12 protein-coding genes are annotated in these 18,625 nt (G+C 35.2%); 10 read left to right on the top strand and 2 right to left on the bottom strand.

Going from position 1 to position 18,625, the window contains the following annotated elements; genetic code table 11:
- Positions 1 to 86 precede the first annotated feature (86 nt).
- Positions 87 to 1,610, bottom strand: coding sequence for a class I adenylate-forming enzyme family protein (locus tag PYW37_RS09400; protein WP_023188928.1), 1,524 nt, complete (start codon positions 1,608 to 1,610; stop codon positions 87 to 89).
- Positions 1,611 to 1,801: 191 nt separating this feature from the next.
- On the opposite strand from PYW37_RS09400, the gene PYW37_RS09395 reads away from it, so the two are divergent.
- The 10 genes from PYW37_RS09395 to icd all read left to right on the top strand — a co-directional run bounded on the left by PYW37_RS09395 (position 1,802) and on the right by icd (position 17,870).
- Positions 1,802 to 2,719: a magnesium transporter CorA family protein gene (locus tag PYW37_RS09395; protein ID WP_003129577.1), complete on the top strand. Its 918-nt coding sequence runs from the start codon at positions 1,802 to 1,804 to the stop codon at positions 2,717 to 2,719.
- Between the two features lie 260 nt (positions 2,720 to 2,979).
- Entirely contained in the window at positions 2,980 to 5,343 is a 2,364-nt protein-coding gene (gene pflB, locus PYW37_RS09390; protein WP_023188927.1) for a formate C-acetyltransferase, read from the top strand.
- 131 nt (positions 5,344 to 5,474) lie between these two features.
- Entirely contained in the window at positions 5,475 to 6,134 is a 660-nt protein-coding gene (gene coaE / locus PYW37_RS09385; RefSeq protein ID WP_025016855.1) for a dephospho-CoA kinase, read from the top strand.
- A 2-nt stretch (positions 6,135 to 6,136) separates the two neighbouring features.
- Positions 6,137 to 7,354: a multidrug efflux MFS transporter gene (locus PYW37_RS09380; RefSeq protein ID WP_012897350.1), complete on the top strand. Its 1,218-nt coding sequence runs from the start codon at positions 6,137 to 6,139 to the stop codon at positions 7,352 to 7,354.
- A complete protein-coding gene (gene rpmG / locus PYW37_RS09375) occupies positions 7,351 to 7,497 on the top strand; it encodes a 50S ribosomal protein L33 (protein WP_003129585.1) in 147 nt (48 codons plus the stop codon). The genes PYW37_RS09380 and rpmG overlap by 4 nt, the downstream gene beginning before the upstream one ends.
- Positions 7,498 to 7,837: 340 nt before the next feature.
- Positions 7,838 to 9,100: an FtsW/RodA/SpoVE family cell cycle protein gene (locus PYW37_RS09370; RefSeq protein ID WP_012897351.1), complete on the top strand. Its 1,263-nt coding sequence runs from the start codon at positions 7,838 to 7,840 to the stop codon at positions 9,098 to 9,100.
- Positions 9,101 to 9,205: 105 nt separating this feature from the next.
- The gene (locus PYW37_RS09365; RefSeq protein ID WP_025016854.1) at positions 9,206 to 12,619 is read left to right on the top strand and encodes a pyruvate carboxylase; all 3,414 of its coding nucleotides are present in this window, start codon (positions 9,206 to 9,208) and stop codon (positions 12,617 to 12,619) included.
- Between the two features lie 123 nt (positions 12,620 to 12,742).
- Positions 12,743 to 14,068: a citrate/2-methylcitrate synthase gene (locus PYW37_RS09360; RefSeq protein WP_017864221.1), complete on the top strand. Its 1,326-nt coding sequence runs from the start codon at positions 12,743 to 12,745 to the stop codon at positions 14,066 to 14,068.
- Positions 14,065 to 16,611 carry an aconitate hydratase AcnA gene (gene acnA / locus PYW37_RS09355; protein WP_032943433.1) on the top strand — a complete coding sequence of 849 codons (2,547 nt, stop codon included), beginning with the start codon at positions 14,065 to 14,067 and terminating at the stop codon, positions 16,609 to 16,611. Before PYW37_RS09360 ends, acnA begins: the two co-directional genes overlap by 4 nt.
- A gap of 20 nt (positions 16,612 to 16,631) precedes the next feature.
- Entirely contained in the window at positions 16,632 to 17,870 is a 1,239-nt protein-coding gene (gene icd, locus PYW37_RS09350; protein ID WP_010905501.1) for an NADP-dependent isocitrate dehydrogenase, read from the top strand.
- A gap of 65 nt (positions 17,871 to 17,935) precedes the next feature.
- Here icd and PYW37_RS09345 read toward each other — a convergent pair whose 3' ends face one another.
- Complete coding sequence (locus PYW37_RS09345; RefSeq protein ID WP_003129593.1) at positions 17,936 to 18,535, bottom strand: ATP-dependent Clp protease proteolytic subunit; 600 nt, start codon at positions 18,533 to 18,535, stop codon at positions 17,936 to 17,938.
- Positions 18,536 to 18,625 lie beyond the last annotated feature (90 nt).

Below are 18,625 nucleotides of genomic sequence, written 5' to 3'. Positions count from 1 at the left end.
ACTACTGACAGTTTTGTCAGTAGTTTTGATAATAAATTTGCTGATGTATAAGTGGCTGACAGTTCTGTCAGTAAAATTAGGAACACTTATTTAGCCAATTCTCTTTCAAGAGCTAATCGTTGAACTTTCATTGTTGCTGTACGAGGAATTTCATCGTATGCCATAAGAATAGGTTCATTTAAAAATGGCAAATCAACAATTGAAGCCCACCAAGCTGACCAATCCATTTCCGCATTTTCAGCTAGAGCCAAAATAGGTTGTGGTTTACCAGATTTATCACGAATAATCACAACTTCATCTAAGAAGTCGTGTTGGTCTAACAGAAGATCTTCAATTGCCAAATTAGATTCAATTTTATCAATTAAATCAACTTGTCTGTCATGTAAAAAGAGAATTCCGTCTTCATTCATGAGACCCCAATCGCCAGTATCCCACCAGTCACCATAGACTTCTTTATTAAAACGTTCTTCTTCTTTATAGTAAGTCAAAGCTCTTCCTTTTGAGAGGAAGTGGATTCTTCCAGGCGTACCTGCAGGACATTCATTTCCATCTTCATCGGCAATACGTGCTTTAGATAATCCAGGCATACCAATCCCCATTTCACGGGCATTAGTGTCTGCTAAAGTTGATAAACGGTGCTTTTTCCAAATCATTGGGCCACATTCAGACTGTCCATAAATTTGTAGGAAAACTGGCTCTTTTTGTTTAGAGGCAGAAAGAAAAGTGTGCATTGTTTCTTTATTAATTGCATCAAAAGTTGAGTGAAGGTAACGAATTGAAGCAAAAATCTCAGGTTCTTGCTTTGCAAGATTCGCTAGACGAACAAAATCGTTTGGATGTGTTTCAAAAGCATAAGGCTGATGTTTAGCAAAAAGATTGACAAGATTATCTTTTGATAAATCATTGAGGGGCATAAGGCCAAACCCAAAGGTCATTGCTGATGAAACCCCTATATTGAAACGAGAATGAACAGGAGAAATATGGAAAGCTAAAATTTCTTCCTTATCAGGCATCCAATCCATTACAGTTCTTTGAAGCACCCAACGCCAACCCATTGAATTAGCAGAGTGAGCGATTAATTTTGGTACACCAGTTGTTCCAGAAGTATGAGTGAGATAAGCAATCTCATCACTGGCCAATTGCTGACTGTCAGCAATTTGAGTAGGTTTTTCCAAAGCAAATTTACTGACAGAAAGTTTTTTAGAATCTTCAAGATTCTTCATTTCATTTACAGTTTTGTCAGTAACTTGGTCATAAATGAGCCAAGGATTGCCTAAACGTCCAGCTAAAATATCCATTGTTTCGGCAGGAAGATGATAAGAAATCATTGCTGGAACAGCGCCTAGATAAGAAACAGCAACAGCTAAAAGATAGGTATCAAAAGCACTTGATTTAAAAATAATGACTTTATCCGATTTTTTGATTCCCAACTCAGATAAGAGACTTGCCTTATCAACAATTGCTTGATGAGTCTTTTGGTAAGTCGTTTCAAGAGCTAGTTCAGGGAAAGCTCCAACAGCCTCATCAAAGATAATTGGGCTATCAGGAAACTGTTCAGCTGATTTTTTAAAGTTTAGATACAAATTTAGGGGTTCGTGTTTGAATTTCAAAAAAAATCTCCTCAAGTTAATAAGTTTATTATATCACAAAGTATTCTTTAGACCAATAGTTAATGTAAATGTTTTCTTAAGTCGTAGAGAATAAAATACTCGGAAAAAAAGTCTAAAATCTGCTACAATTAAAGGGACACTAAGAGGATTCCAATCCTCTTTTATCAGGAAAAGAAGGGATAGATAGGAAAATGATTAAAAATTATGAACTATCCAACGAAAAAAAATTAATTTCAACCTCTGAAATGAAGAATTTCACCTATGTTCTCAATCCAACACGTGAAGAAATTGGGAATATTTCTGAATACTATGACTTCCCTTTTGACTATTTATCAGGAATTTTGGATGATTATGAAAATGCCCGTTTTGAAACAGATGATAATGATAATAATCTGATTCTCTTACAATATCCTGCACTTTCTAATTATGGAGAAGTTGCGACTTTTCCATATTCTTTGGTTTGGACTAAAAATGAATCGGTTATTTTAGCACTTAATCATGAGATTGATAATGGCTTAATTTTCGAGCGTGAATATGATTATAAACGCTACAAACATCAAGTTATTTTTCAAGTGATGTATCAAATGACACACACTTTCCATGATTATTTGAGAGATTTCCGAACAAGACGTCGCAGACTTGAACAGGGAATCAAAAATTCAACAAAGAACGACCAAATTGTTGATTTGATTGCCATTCAAGCAAGTTTAATTTATTTTGAAGATGCCTTGCACAATAATATGCAAGTACTTCAGGATTTTATTGATTACTTGAGAGAAGATGATGAAGACGGTTTTGCTGAAAAGATTTATGATATTTTTGTCGAAACAGACCAAGCTTATACAGAAACCAAGATTCAGCTCAAGTTACTAGAAAATCTCCGAGATTTGTTCTCAAACATTGTCTCTAATAACTTGAACATTGTCATGAAAATCATGACATCAGCTACTTTCGTTCTAGGGATTCCAGCAGTAATTGTTGGTTTTTACGGAATGAATGTTCCAATTCCTGGTCAAAATTTTAATTGGATGGTTTGGCTTATTTTAGTTCTAGGAATTTTATTATGTGTTTGGGTCACTTGGTGGTTACATAAAAAAGATATGTTATAAAATGGAGAAAAATCTCCATTTTTTTGCTCTTTGTGAAAAAATTAATTAGTGATTGTAGATTATGAAGTTAGCAATGTTTGTTAAAACTATTTTGTGAATTATTTATGAAAACGTTTTAAAAAAGTATAACAGATATTAAAATAATTGGAACTGTATTAGTAAAGAATCTGTAATTTCTCTTGAATTCTGTTTGCTATTCTCAAACTGTATGATATAATGAAGTTGTAATTTGAAACAGAAAGAACAAAGGAGATTTCAAAATGAAAACCGAAGTTACGGAAAATATCTTTGAACAAGCTTGGGATGGTTTTAAAGGAACCAACTGGCGTGATAAAGCAAGCGTTACTCGCTTTGTACAAGAAAACTACAAACCATATGATGGTGATGAAAGCTTTCTTGCTGGGCCAACAGAACGTACACTTAAAGTAAAGAAAATTATTGAAGATACAAAAGCTCACTATGAAGAAGTTGGTTTTCCCTTCGATACTGACCGCGTAACCTCTATTGATAAAATCCCTGCCGGATATATCGATGCTAATGATAAAGAACTTGAACTCATCTATGGGATGCAAAATAGCGAACTTTTCCGCTTAAACTTCATGCCAAAAGGTGGACTTCGTGTTGCTGAAAAGATTTTGACAGAACACGGTCTCTCAGTTGACCCAGGCTTGCATGATGTTTTGTCACAAACAATGACTTCTGTAAATGATGGAATCTTCCGTGCTTATACTTCAGCAATTCGTAAAGCACGTCATGCTCATACTGTAACAGGTTTGCCAGATGCCTACTCTCGTGGACGTATCATTGGTGTCTATGCACGTCTTGCCCTTTACGGTGCTGATTACCTTATGAAGGAAAAAGCAAAAGAATGGGATGCAATCACTGAAATTAACGAAGAAAACATTCGTCTTAAAGAAGAAATTAATATGCAATACCAAGCTTTGCAAGAAGTTATAAACTTTGGTGCTTTATATGGTCTTGATGTTTCACGTCCAGCTATGAACGTAAAAGAAGCAATCCAATGGGTTAACATCGCTTATATGGCAGTATGTCGTGTCATTAATGGAGCTGCAACTTCACTTGGACGTGTTCCAATCGTGCTTGATATCTTTGCAGAACGTGACCTTGCTCGTGGAACATTTACTGAACAAGAAATTCAAGAATTTGTTGATGATTTCGTTTTGAAACTCCGTACAATGAAATTTGCTCGTGCAGCTGCTTATGATGAACTTTATTCTGGCGACCCAACATTCATCACAACATCTATGGCTGGTATGGGTAATGACGGACGTCACCGTGTCACTAAAATGGACTACCGTTTCTTGAACACACTTGATACAATCGGAAATGCTCCAGAACCAAACTTGACAGTCCTTTGGGATTCTAAACTTCCTTACTCATTCAAACGTTATTCAATGTCTATGAGCCACAAGCATTCTTCTATTCAATATGAAGGTGTTGAAACAATGGCTAAAGATGGATATGGCGAAATGTCATGTATCTCTTGTTGTGTCTCACCACTTGATCCAGAAAATGAAGAAGGACGTCATAACCTCCAATACTTTGGTGCGCGTGTAAACGTCTTGAAAGCAATGTTGACTGGTTTGAACGGTGGTTATGATGACGTTCATAAAGATTATAAAGTATTCGACATCGAACCTGTTCGTGACGAAATTCTTGACTATGATACAGTTATGGAAAACTTTGACAAATCTCTCGACTGGTTGACTGATACTTATGTTGATGCAATGAATATCATTCATTACATGACTGATAAATATAACTATGAAGCAGTTCAAATGGCCTTCTTGCCTACTAAAGTTCGTGCTAACATGGGATTTGGTATCTGTGGATTCGCAAATACAGTTGATTCACTTTCAGCAATTAAATATGCTAAAGTTAAAACATTGCGTGATGAAAATGGCTATATCTACGATTACGAAGTAGAAGGTGATTTCCCTCGTTATGGTGAAGATGATGATCGTGCTGATGATATTGCTAAACTTGTCATGAAAATGTACCATGAAAAATTAGCTTCACACAAACTTTACAAAAATGCTGAAGCTACTGTTTCACTTTTGACAATTACATCTAACGTTGCTTACTCTAAACAAACTGGTAATTCTCCAGTGCATAAAGGAGTATTCCTTAATGAAGATGGTACAGTAAACAAATCTAAACTTGAATTCTTCTCACCAGGTGCTAACCCATCTAATAAAGCTAAGGGTGGTTGGTTGCAAAACCTTCGCTCACTGGCTAAATTGGAATTCAAAGATGCAAATGATGGTATTTCATTGACTACTCAAGTTTCACCTCGTGCACTTGGTAAAACTCGTGATGAACAAGTGGATAACTTGGTTCAAATTCTTGATGGATACTTCACACCAGGTGCTTTGATTAATGGTACTGAATATGCAGGTCAACACGTTAACTTGAACGTAATGGACCTTAAAGATGTTTACGATAAAATCATGCGTGGTGAAGATGTTATCGTTCGTATCTCTGGTTACTGTGTCAATACTAAATACCTCACACCAGAACAAAAACAAGAATTAACTGAACGTGTCTTCCATGAAGTTCTTTCAAACGATGATGAAGAAGTAATGCATACTTCAAACATTTAATTCTTAAAATTTAATGAATATTCGGTCTGTCAGTTTTACTGACAGACTTTTTTTACGAAAAAATTAATCATAATAGTTAAAAACTATTGTTTTTAGTTTAAGAAAGTTAAATTTTATGCTAAAATAGATGAATGAAAATGGTAATTGGATTGACAGGCGGAATTGCGAGTGGGAAATCAACGGTGGTTGATTTTTTGATTTCTGAGGGTTATCAAGTGATTGATGCTGACAAAGTTGTCCGTCAATTACAAGAACCTGGCGGAAAACTTTACAAGGCAATAGTAGAAACTTACGGTTTAGATTTTATTGCTGACAATGGACAGTTAAATCGTGAAAAATTAGGAGCTTTAGTTTTTTCTGATCCAAAAGAGCGCGAGAAATTATCAAACTTACAAGATGAAATTATTCGTACAGAATTATATGATAGACGTGATGACTTATTAAAAAAAATGACTGACAAGTCTGTCAGTAAAAATTTTGATTCAAAGAGTCAAGGAAAAAATCTGTCAGTAAATAAGCCAATATTTATGGATATTCCGTTATTAATTGAATACAATTATACCGGATTTGATGAAATATGGTTGGTCAGCTTACCTGAAAAAATACAATTAGAAAGACTGATGGCAAGAAATAAGTTTATGGAAAAAGAAGCTAAAAAACGAATTTCCTCACAAATGCCATTGTCAGAAAAACAAAAAGTCGCTGATGTCATTCTGGATAATTCTGGAACGATTGAAGCACTAAAAAAACAAATCCAGCGAGAACTAGCTAGGATAGAAGAACAGAAATAGAGGTGAATCGCACGAAAACAGTTAATTGGAAAAGGAATTTATTTATAACATGGATTGGCTGCTTTTTTGTAGGTTCATCATTTTCACTCGTCATGCCCTTTCTCCCCTTGTATATTCAAGGACTGGGCGTAAGCGGTGGAAATGTTGAACTTTACTCAGGGTTAGCTTTTTCTTTGCCAGCCTTAGCTTCAGGGTTAGTTGCCCCCATTTGGGGACGTTTAGCTGATGAACATGGGCGTAAAGTGATGATGGTACGTGCCAGTATCGTCATGACCCTAACAATGGGAGGAATAGCTTTTGTCCCTAATGTTTGGTGGTTACTTGGATTACGTTTGCTAATGGGATTTTTCTCAGGCTATATCCCTAACTCAACAGCAATGATTGCTTCACAAGCTCCAAAAGATAAATCAGGCTATGCCCTTGGAACATTAGCAACAGCAATGGTTTCTGGAACACTGATTGGTCCTTCACTTGGTGGGTTATTAGCTGAGTGGTTTGGCATGGCAAATGTCTTTTTGATTGTCGGCGCTCTATTAGCCCTAGCAACTTTACTAACCATTTTCTTTGTTCATGAAAACTTTGAACCAATTGCTAAGGGTGAAATGTTATCTAGTAAAGAAATTATTAATAAAGTCAGTAACAAACAAATTCTTTTTGGATTATTAGTGACAACATTTATTATTCAAATCACCTCGCAATCTATTGAACCATTTGTGACCTTGTATATCAAAACCCTGACGACAAGCACGAACAATTTGATGTTCATTTCAGGTTTAATTGTGTCAGCAGTTGGATTGTCGGCAATGTTATCATCAAGTTTTCTAGGACGTTTAGGAGATAAATACGGTTCGCATCGTTTAATTTTGATTGGACTTGTTTTTACATTTATTATTTATTTACCAATGGCCTTTGTGCAAAGCCCACTCCAACTTGGGATATTACGCTTCCTTCTTGGTTTTGGAACTGGTGCTTTGATGCCGTCAGTAAATTCGTTGCTTTCAAAAATTACTCCCAAAGAAGGTGTCAGCAGAATTTTTGCTTACGCACAAATGTGTTCTAATTTAGGAATGGTAACCGGTCCATTGGTTGGATCAGCAATTGCAGGTTATATTAGTTATCGAGCAGCAATTGTAGGGACAAGTCTTTTTGTCATTGTTAATATTATTTGGTCCTTTATTAATTTCCGAAAATATCTGCGGAAACGGAGTATTATGGAATGAGAGTAAAAATCACATTAATTTGTAGTTCTTGTGGGAATAAAAATTATATTAGTAGTAAAAATAAAGCAACCCATCCGGAAAAAGTTGAAACAATGAAGTTTTGTCCCAAAGAACGAATTGTTACACTTCATCGTGAAGGTTAGACAGCAAGAATTATCTTGCTGTTTTTTTATTTATAATAAGTTTTTACTATGTACACTTATTAAGAATTGTGATAATATTATATAATAAAGTAAACAATATTTCATTAGAGGTGTTTTATGCAAAAAAAGACATTATTTTTTCATTATAATAGCAGTTGATGGAGACAGATAAAAAATTTTAATCATAATTTTGTGGACTATTTATAAAAGAAAAAATTCAGTTTAAAAAATATATTCGGAAATACCTTATCTTTGGGTGGTAGAAACTTATAAGCACTTTGAAAATCTTTATAAATTATTCAACTCATGCTATAATAATATGAATGAGGAAAAAAAGATAATGAATTTAAATAAGAATAATTTTTTAAACTACTCTATATTGATTCCATACCTAATTCTTGCAGGAATTGGTATTGTGATGGTTTTTTCAACCACGGTTCCTGATCAGTTACAAAAAGGATTAAATCCTTATAAATTAGTAATTAACCAAACAGCATTCGTATTATTGAGTCTCATTATGATTGCAGTGATTTACCGTCTGAAACTTAGAGCCCTTAAGAATAGAAAAATGATAGGAACAATAATGGTTATTTTGATTCTGTCATTAATATTTTGTAGAATAATGCCTTCCAGTTTTGCTCTGACAGCACCCGTAAATGGAGCCAGAGGTTGGATTCATATTCCAGGAATCGGAACGGTGCAGCCAGCAGAATTTGCCAAAGTTTTTATTATCTGGTATTTAGCCTCAGTTTTTTCAACAAAACAAGAAGAAATTGAAAAACGTGATATAAATGAGATTTTTAAAGGAAAGACGCTCTTTCAGAAACTGTTTGGTGGTTGGCGATTACCCGTAGTTGCCATTTTATTGGTTGACCTTATCATGCCTGACCTAGGTAATACTTTGATTATTGCTGCAGTTGCTTTGATAATGATTGGAGCCAGCGGTATATCTTGGCGTTGGTATTCCGGCTATTCAAAATTAATTCTATCTTTGATGGCCATTTTCTTAGGATTTCTTTTCATTGTAGGTGGAAATATCATTCCAAGTTTCTTACCCATCGCTTATATCAATAAACGATTTGAAGCTTTTGTTAATCCTTTTACAGACTTAGCCAATTCTGGACACCAGCTAGCTAATTCATACTATGCTATAGTTAATGGCGGTTGGACAGGACGTGGCTTAGGAAATTCGATTCAAAAAAATGGTTTCTTACCAGAAGCTCAAACTGACTTTATCTTTCCAATTGTCGTGGAAGAATTAGGAATCATTGGCGGAATTATTATTCTAGCTATTCTCTTTTTCTTGATAAGCAGAATGTTAATTGTTGGAATTCGTGCTAAAAGTGCCTTTAACTCACTCATTATGATTGGGGTATCTGGTTTATTGTTAGTTCAAGTCTTTGTCAATGTGGGTGGAGCAATCGGAATTATTCCAGAAACAGGAGTAACCTTCCCCTTCCTATCACAAGGAGGGTCGTCCTTCCTTGTCTTATCGTTGGGAATTGCATTTGCATTAAATATTTCAGCTGATGAGAAACGAAGAGAAGTTTCTGAGCTCTCAAATCATTATAGTAGCAGTGTCCCAACTTATGAAAACGATTGACAATTGTCAGTCGTTTAAAAGTGTATAAAAGATTTTTATAATTTATGAAAGAGTGAAAGGTAATGACCAATTACCTTTCCAAGCAAGCCTCATTAAGGAGTCAAAATGAAAAAACTACTCGTCGCCAATCGTGGAGAAATCGCCGTTCGTGTCTTTCGTGCCTGTAATGAACTCGGACTTTCTACTGTAGCCGTCTATGCAAGAGAAGATGAATATTCTGTTCATCGCTTTAAAGCAGATGAATCTTATCTAATCGGTCAAGGAAAAAAACCAATTGATGCCTATTTGGATATTGATGATATCATTCGTGTTGCCCTTGAATCAGGAGCAGATGCTATTCACCCAGGTTATGGCCTCTTATCTGAAAATCTCGAATTTGCTACCAAAGTTCGCGCAGCAGGTTTAGTTTTTGTGGGTCCTGAACTTCATCATTTGGATATTTTCGGTGATAAAATTAAAGCTAAAGCAGCTGCCGACGAAGCGAAAGTTCCAGGAATTCCCGGAACAAATGGAGCAGTAGATATCGACGGCGCTTTAGAATTTGCTAAAACTTACGGTTATCCAGTTATGATTAAGGCCGCTTTAGGCGGTGGTGGTCGCGGAATGCGAGTTGCGCGTAATGATGCTGAAATGCATGATGGTTATGCTAGAGCAAAATCAGAAGCAATTGGAGCTTTTGGTTCTGGCGAAATCTATGTTGAAAAATATATTGAAAATCCAAAACATATTGAAGTCCAAATTCTTGGAGATAATCATGGAAATATTATTCACCTCCATGAGCGTGACTGTTCAGTACAACGACGTAATCAAAAAGTCATTGAAATTGCGCCAGCCGTGGGACTTTCACTGGACTTCCGTAACGAAATATGTGAAGCAGCAGTCAAACTTTGTAAAAATGTTGGCTATGTTAATGCTGGTACAGTTGAGTTTCTTGTTAAAGATGATAAATTTTATTTCATTGAAGTAAATCCACGTGTTCAAGTTGAACATACAATTACGGAACTTATCACAGGTGTAGATATTGTCCAAGCTCAAATTTTGATTGCTCAAGGTAAAGACTTACATAGAGAAATTGGACTTCCAGCACAGTCTGAAATTCCACTTTTGGGTTCAGCAATTCAATGTCGAATCACAACAGAAGATCCACAAAATGGATTCTTGCCAGACACAGGTAAAATTGATACTTACCGTTCACCAGGTGGTTTTGGTGTACGTTTAGATGTCGGAAATGCCTATGCTGGATATGAAGTAACTCCATATTTTGATTCACTTTTAGTAAAAGTTTGTACTTTTGCCAATGAATTTAGTGACAGCGTAAGAAAAATGGACCGCGTTCTCCATGAATTCCGTATTCGTGGTGTCAAAACAAATATTCCTTTCTTGATTAATGTTATTGCTAATGAAAACTTCACAAGTGGTCAAGCAACAACAACCTTTATTGATAATACACCAAGTCTGTTCAACTTCCCACACTTACGTGACCGTGGAACAAAGACGCTGCATTATTTATCAATGATTACAGTCAATGGCTTCCCAGGGATTGAAAATACTGAAAAACGTCATTTTGAAGAACCACGTCAACCCCTTCTTAATCTTGAAAAGAAAAAGACAGCCAAAAATATCTTAGATGAACAAGGTGCTGATGCTGTTGTTGATTATGTTAAAAATACAAAAGAAGTATTATTAACAGATACAACTTTACGTGATGCTCACCAATCCTTGCTTGCTACTCGCTTACGTTTACAAGATATGAAAGGAATTGCCCAAGCGATTGACCAAGGGCTACCAGAACTTTTCTCAGCTGAGATGTGGGGTGGTGCAACCTTTGATGTGGCTTACCGTTTCTTGAATGAATCACCGTGGTATCGTCTACGTAAACTACGTAAACTCATGCCAAATACCATGTTCCAAATGCTCTTCCGTGGTTCAAATGCAGTTGGTTACCAAAACTATCCAGATAATGTGATTGAAGAATTTATCCGAGTAGCGGCGCATGAAGGTATCGATGTTTTCCGTATCTTTGATAGTCTTAACTGGTTACCCCAAATGGAAAAATCCATTCAAGCCGTTCGAGATAATGGGAAAATTGCAGAAGCAACAATTTGTTATACGGGAGATATCCTAGACCCAAGCCGACCAAAATATAATATTCAATACTATAAAGACTTAGCAAAAGAATTAGAAGCAACAGGTGCTCATATCTTGGCAGTTAAAGATATGGCAGGTTTATTGAAACCTCAAGCTGCTTATCGTTTGATTTCAGAATTAAAAGATACCGTTGATTTGCCAATTCATTTGCATACACACGATACTTCAGGAAATGGAATTATTACATATTCTGGTGCAACTCAAGCAGGTGTAGACATTATTGACGTAGCAACAGCGAGTCTTGCTGGAGGAACATCTCAACCATCAATGCAATCTATTTACTATGCACTTGAACATGGTCCTCGCCATGCCTCAATTAATGTAAAAAATGCTGAACAAATTGACCATTATTGGGAAGATGTTCGTAAATATTATGCACCATTTGAAGCGGGTATTACAAGTCCTCAGACAGAAGTTTACATGCATGAAATGCCTGGTGGTCAATACACTAACCTAAAATCTCAGGCAGCAGCAGTTGGTCTTGGACATCGTTTTGATGAAATCAAACAAATGTATCGTAAAGTTAACATGATGTTTGGAGATATTATTAAAGTAACTCCTTCTTCAAAAGTAGTTGGAGATATGGCTCTCTTTATGATTCAAAATGATTTAACAGAAGAAGATGTTTATGCGCGTGGTAACGAACTTAATTTCCCAGAATCTGTAGTATCATTCTTCCGTGGAGATTTAGGACAACCAGTGGGTGGCTTCCCAGAAGAATTACAAAAAATTATCGTGAAAGATAAAGCCGTAATTACTGACCGTCCAGGCTTACACGCAGAAAAAGTTGATTTTGAAACTGTTAAAGCAGACCTAGAACAAAAAATTGGCTATGAACCAGGAGATCACGAAGTTATCTCATATATCATGTATCCACAAGTTTTCCTTGATTATCAAAAAATGCAAAGAGAATTTGGAGCAGTTACGCTACTTGACACTCCTACTTTCTTACATGGAATGCGTCTCAATGAAAAAATTGAAGTACAAATTGAAAAAGGTAAAACACTCAGCATTCGTTTAGATGAAATAGGAGAACCTGACCTAGCTGGAAATCGTGTTCTCTTCTTTAACCTAAATGGTCAACGTCGAGAAGTCGTAATTAATGACCAATCTGTACAAACTCAAGTTGTGGCTAAACGCAAAGCCGAAACAGGAAATCCAAACCAAATTGGAGCTACTATGCCAGGTTCTGTTCTTGAAATTTTAGTTAAAGCTGGTGACAAAGTTCAAAAAGGTCAAGCCTTGATGGTTACTGAAGCCATGAAAATGGAAACAACTATTGAAGCACCATTTGATGGCGAGATTGTTGACCTTCATGTGGTTAAAGGTGAGGCAATTCAAACTCAAGACTTGTTAATCGAAATTAATTAATATAAATTAAACCTACCTTTTGGGTAGGTTTTTTATTTTTCTTCAAAAAAATATTTAAATTTTCAGAAAATATATAATTTTCGGAATAAAAAGTGTATAATAATGAAATAGATGGAGGCGTTTATGAATTTATTAAGTAAAGAAGAAAAAATGATTAAAAATTCACAAATTCCTAGTGAATTTTACAAAAAGTACAATGTTAAAAAAGGTTTAAGAGACATTAATGGGAAAGGAGTTTTAGCGGGTTTAACCAATATTTCGGCGATACATTCTTTTGATAAAGAAGGAAACCAAATTCCCGGTATTTTAGAGTATAGAGCTTATAATATTAAAGATATTATTAATGATTTAAGAAAAGAAAATCGTTTTGGTTTTGAAGAGATGACTTATCTATTGTTATTTGGAGAACTTCCCACGGCAAATGAACTTCAGGAATTTCAAAACCTTTTAGCCAGTAGGAGAACTCTACCAGAATTTTTTGTCCGTGAAACTATTTTAACCAACCCTTCAAGTGACGTGATGAATTCGATGAGCCGTTGTATACTAGCTCTTGCTAGTTACGATGAGAAAGTTTCAGATATCTCGATTGAAAATGTTTTAGAACAATCTTTGGGACTTATTGCTGATTTTCCACTTCTTGCGATTTACAGTTACCAATCTTATGTTCATTATTTTAAAAAAGAAAGTCTTTATATTCATTATCCTGATCCAAAAATGACGACCGCTGAGAATATTTTACGAATGCTTCGCCCAGACTGCCATTACACAGAGGTAGAGGCTAAAGTATTAGATATTGCCTTGATTCTCCATATGGAACATGGTGGAGGTAACAATTCGACTTTTACGACTCATGTGGTCACCTCAAGTGGAACAGATACTTATGCTACAATTGCTGCTGCCCTTTCCAGTTTAAAAGGGCCTAAACACGGTGGGGCTAATATTAAGGCAGCAAAAATGTTAGAAAATATAAAAGAAAATATTTCTAATTATGAAGATGATGCTGAAATAGAAAAGTATCTCCATAAAATCTTAAATAAAGAAGTTTTTGATAAGCAAGGATTAATTTATGGTATTGGTCATGCCATTTATAGTGTAAGCGACCCACGGTTTGAGGTTTTTAAATCCTATGTCGAGACTTTAGTAAAAGAAAAAGGATTGGAAGAGGAATTCAAGTTATATGAAAAAGTTGCAAGGCTAGCTCCTAAAGTAATATCGGAAAATCGGAAAATATATAAAACGATTTGTCCAAATGTTGATTTCTACTCTGGCTTTGTCTATAGAATATTAGAAATTCCACAAGAATTATTTACTCCATTATTTGCGATTGCTAGAATTGTAGGTTGGTTAGCACATCGTATAGAAGAACTAATTAATATGAATAAGATTATCCGTCCAGCCTATGAAAGTGTCTTAGAATCAAAAAATTATATAAAGTTGGGGGAAAGATGAAAAAAATAAGTATTTCTAATAAAATATACCATTATTATGATATCTCAGAAACTGAAAGAATTGAAGACTTTCCATATAGTTTACGAGTTCTTTTAGAAAGTTTGCTTAGACAGAAAAATGATGAGAATATTAATCAGGCTCATATTCAATCCGTTAAAGACTATTTAAAAGGGGAAGTTGGTCAAGAAACAGTTTTCTTACCAAGCCGTGTTGTTCTTCAAGATTTCACAGGAGTTCCAGCTATTGTTGACCTTGCGGCAATGAGAGACGCAATGGTTGAATTAGGAAAGAATCCTGAACTAATTAACCCAGAAACTCCAGTGGATTTAGTAATTGATCATTCTGTTCAAGTAGATTTTCAAGGAAATGAAGAGGCTTTTCTGTTAAATTCAAAAAAAGAATTTGAACGTAATCGTGAACGTTACGAATTTTTAAAATGGGCAGAGCAATCTTTTGATAATTTTAGAGTAGTCCCTCCAGCAACAGGTATTATTCATCAAGTTAATATTGAATATTTAAGTGAAGTAATTACCGAAAAAAATGGCGTTTTATATCCAGATAGTGTTTTTGGTACAGATAGTCATACAACAATGATTAATGCCCTTGGTGTTCTTGGTTGGGGAGTAGGAGGAATTGAAGCAGAAGCAGTGATGCTAGGAGAGCCTAGCTCATTGCCTGTTCCAGAAGTAGTAGGAGTTAGATTAATAGGTAATTTAGGAGCATTTGCTACTGCAACAGATTTAGCTTTGACAATGACAAAAATTTTACGAGATGAAAAAGTGGTAGGAAAATTCGTTGAATTTTTTGGAGAAGGACTAAAAAATTTAAGTTTAGCAGATAGAGCAACAATTTCAAATATGGCTCCTGAGTATGGTGCCACCTGTGGATATTTTCCGATTGATAATGAAACTTTGAAATATCTTCGGGCGACAAATCGTTCTGAAGAAGTGGTTGCGCGAGTAGAAACCTATGCAAAGGCAAATAAGTTATTTTATGACGAAAAACGTGAACCATACTATAATAAGACGATTAATGTTGATTTAAGTGAAGTAGCAACACGATTATCAGGTCCCTCTCGTCCCCAAGATATGCTTGAATTGTCTGAGCTAGCAAATAACTTTGAAGACTTTGCTAAAAAACAAAAACCTCTGAAAGAAGAGGATGGAAAAATTGCAATTGCCGCTATTACAAGTTGTACCAATACGAGTAATCCACATGTTATGATGATGGCGGGATTACTTGCAAAAAATGCAGTAGAACAAGGCCTTACGGTTCCTAGCTGGGTTAAAACTTCATTAGCTCCTGGTTCAAAAGTTGTTACCTCTTATTTAGAGAAAGCGGGTCTCCTTCCTTATCTTGAAACGTTGGGATTTTATGTAGTAGGATATGGCTGTACAACCTGTATAGGTAACTCAGGGCCACTTTTAAGTGAAATGGAAACAGAGATTAGAAATAAAGAACTGATTGCAACGAGTGTTTTGAGTGGCAATCGAAATTTTGAAGGTCGAATTCATCCATTAGTGAAGGCGAACTATCTAGCAAGTCCTCCATTAGTAGTTGCGTATGCTTTAGCGGGTTCTGTTCGTAAAAATTTAACAACTGTTGCTCTGGGGACTAATCTAGAAGGTGAAAAGGTATATTTGAAAGATATTCTGCCAACTTCTGATGAAGTGAATGATTTAGTGCAAAAATACGTAACAAGTGATTTATATGCTGAAAGTTATGCTAAGGTTTTTGATGAAAATACAGTCTGGAATAATATCAAAACAAAGAAAAGTGAAGTTTATGACTGGAAATCTGAATCTACCTATATTTCTAATCCACCATATTTTGAAAACTTAACTATGATAAATAAACCGATAGCTTCACTGTCAAATTTACATGTTTTAGCAAAATTTGGTGATTCTATCACAACTGACCATATTAGTCCAGCAGGGAATATTCCTTTAAAATCCCCAGCTGGGGATTATCTAAGTTCTCGAGGACTTGCTTATAAGGATTTTAATAGTTTTGGTTCAAGACGCGGAAATGATAAAGTAATGACAAGGGGAACATTTGCTAATATCCGTATCAAAAATCAGCTTGTTGCTCCTCTTGAGGGAGGTTATTCTCTATTCAATAATGAAACATTACCTATTTATGAGGTAGCTAAAAAATATAAAGAACAAGGACAAGGATTAATTGTTCTTGCTGGTAAGGATTATGGAATGGGTTCCAGTCGAGACTGGGCGGCCAAGGGAACAAAATTACTTGGAGTCAAGGCTGTAATTGCTGAGAGTTTTGAACGTATTCATCGAAGTAATCTCGTCATGATGGGTGTTCTTCCCCTACAGTTTCTAGATAATGAAAATGCCGAAACTTTAGGATTAAGTGGTTATGAAAGTTTTTCTATAGAGCTACCAGAAAATCCCAAAATTCATGAAAAAATTACTGTAAGTACTTCCGAAAAAAACTTTAAGGTTCTTTTACGCTTTGATTCTCAGGCGGATTTAGATTACTATGCTAATGACGGTATAATGCCTTATGTGATTCGGAAAAAATAAAAAAATAGGTGAAAATTATTATGAAAATTGAGATGAAAAATGGAAAATTAGTTGTGCCAGATTATCCAGCAATTGGTTATATTAGAGGAGATGGTGTTGGCGAAGATATTTTTCCTCAGGCGCAAAAAGTTTTTGATGCTGCGGTTCTAAAAATTTATGGTCAAAAAAAGAAAATAGAATGGCAAAAATTATTGGCTGGAGGAGAAGCATTTGAGACTTGTGGAGAATATCTGCCCAAAGAAACTCTCGCTCATATTAATGAAAATTTAATTGCGATAAAGGGACCACTAATGACCCCGGTCGGTGAAAGCTTTCGTTCAATTAATGTTACTTTAAGACAAAAAATGGATTTATATGCTTGCGTAAGACCAGTTGAATATTTTAAAGGGATAAAATCCCCAGTTAAGGCGCCAGAAAAAGTTGACATGACAATTTTTCGAGAAAATACAGAAGATATTTATGCAGGTATTGAATTTGCTAGTGAAACAAATGAGTCTCACAACTTATTAAAATTTTTAGAAAAAGAATTGAATGTCCATTCTATTCGCTTTCCAAAAACTTCAGCACTAGGAATAAAACCTGTTAGTCCTGAAGGAAGTAAACGACTGGTTAATGCGGCTTTTGAGTACGCTCTGAAAATGAACAAAAAAAGAGTGACCTTTGTTCATAAGGGAAATATTATGAAATTTACTGAAGGAGGATTTAGAAATTGGGCCTATGAGGTTGCTAGGGAATATCCAACTTTTACAAAACTAGAATACGATGAAATCAAAAATGAAAGAGGAAGTTTACAAGCTGAAAATGAGAAAAAAGCAGCATTAAAATCAGGAAAAATTTATGTAGATGATGTAATTGCTGACAACTTCCTCCAACAGATTATTTTAAATCCTGAAAATTTTGAAGTAATTGCCACTCTTAATTTAAATGGTGATTATATTTCAGATGCACTTGCCGCACAGGTTGGAGGAATTGGAATTGCACCAGGTGCGAATATTAATTATAAAAGCGGTCATGCTATTTTTGAAGCAACTCATGGAACAGCTCCAGATATCGCTGGAAAAAATATAGCAAATCCTTCTAGTCTAATTTTATCTGGAGTGATGATGTTTGAGTATTTAGGCTGGCAAGAGGTAGCTGAATTAATCAAAATTGCTCTTTCATTTTCATTCAGGAATGGAAATTTGACAGCTGATTTAGGTGGAAAACTTTCAACTTCAAAATTTTCCGACGTTTTGATTGATTTTATAAAAACATATTAAAAAAATAGATTGATAATCAGAAAAATAAAAAAGCCCTGAAATCAGGGCCTTTAAGATTTACATCATTATTTTAAGGAATTATTTTCCATAATTTCATCGATGAAACCATATTCCAAAGTTTCTTTGGCATCCATCCAATGGTCACGTTCGGCATCTTTGTGAATTTGTTCAAGTGAACGGTTGGAATTATCAGCAAGAATTTGTTCCAAACGTTTACGAGTTTTCAAAAGTTGCTCAGCAACAATAGCCATATCAGTTTGTTGAGTGCCTTGACCTGTACCACCCATTGGTTGGTGAATAAGATATTCAGCATTTGGCAACATGAATCGTTTGCCTTTTGTTCCGCTTGAAGCAATGATTGTTCCCATAGAGGCAGCCATTCCCATAACGATAGTTTGAACATCTGATTTGATAAAATTCATTGTATCAACAATGGCAAGACCAGCAGATACAGAACCACCAGGTGTATTTACGTAGAGATAAATATCTTTAGTGTTATCTTGTGCATCCAAGAAAAGAAGTTGAGCAATGATAGAATTTGCCATTCCATCTTCAACAGGTCCTGTCAGCATGATAATGCGGTCTTTTAAAAGTCGTGAATAAATATCATAAGCACGTTCGCCACGGCTTGATTGTTCAATAACGGTAGGTACTAAATAACCCATAGATTGAATCTCCTTTATAAATAAGATATGAATTTAATTTTAGATAAAATTGAATTCATTTGTTTATTTTTCTATATTATAACTCATTGG

The organism is Lactococcus lactis (assembly GCF_029023865.1).
Taxonomy (GTDB): domain Bacteria; phylum Bacillota; class Bacilli; order Lactobacillales; family Streptococcaceae; genus Lactococcus; species Lactococcus lactis.
This window is presented reverse-complemented; position numbering and strand designations above follow the sequence as displayed.

Coding starts and splice junctions, on each gene's coding strand:
- PYW37_RS09395 (WP_003129577.1), top strand. CDS start 1,802: ATGATTAAAAATTATGAACTATCCAACGAAAAAAAATTAATTTCAACC.
- pflB (WP_023188927.1), top strand. CDS start 2,980: ATGAAAACCGAAGTTACGGAAAATATCTTTGAACAAGCTTGGGATGGT.
- coaE (WP_025016855.1), top strand. CDS start 5,475: ATGAAAATGGTAATTGGATTGACAGGCGGAATTGCGAGTGGGAAATCA.
- rpmG (WP_003129585.1), top strand. CDS start 7,351: ATGAGAGTAAAAATCACATTAATTTGTAGTTCTTGTGGGAATAAAAAT.
- PYW37_RS09370 (WP_012897351.1), top strand. CDS start 7,838: ATGAATTTAAATAAGAATAATTTTTTAAACTACTCTATATTGATTCCA.
- PYW37_RS09365 (WP_025016854.1), top strand. CDS start 9,206: ATGAAAAAACTACTCGTCGCCAATCGTGGAGAAATCGCCGTTCGTGTC.
- PYW37_RS09360 (WP_017864221.1), top strand. CDS start 12,743: ATGAATTTATTAAGTAAAGAAGAAAAAATGATTAAAAATTCACAAATT.
- acnA (WP_032943433.1), top strand. CDS start 14,065: ATGAAAAAAATAAGTATTTCTAATAAAATATACCATTATTATGATATC.
- icd (WP_010905501.1), top strand. CDS start 16,632: ATGAAAATTGAGATGAAAAATGGAAAATTAGTTGTGCCAGATTATCCA.
- PYW37_RS09345 (WP_003129593.1), bottom strand. CDS start 18,535: ATGGGTTATTTAGTACCTACCGTTATTGAACAATCAAGCCGTGGCGAA.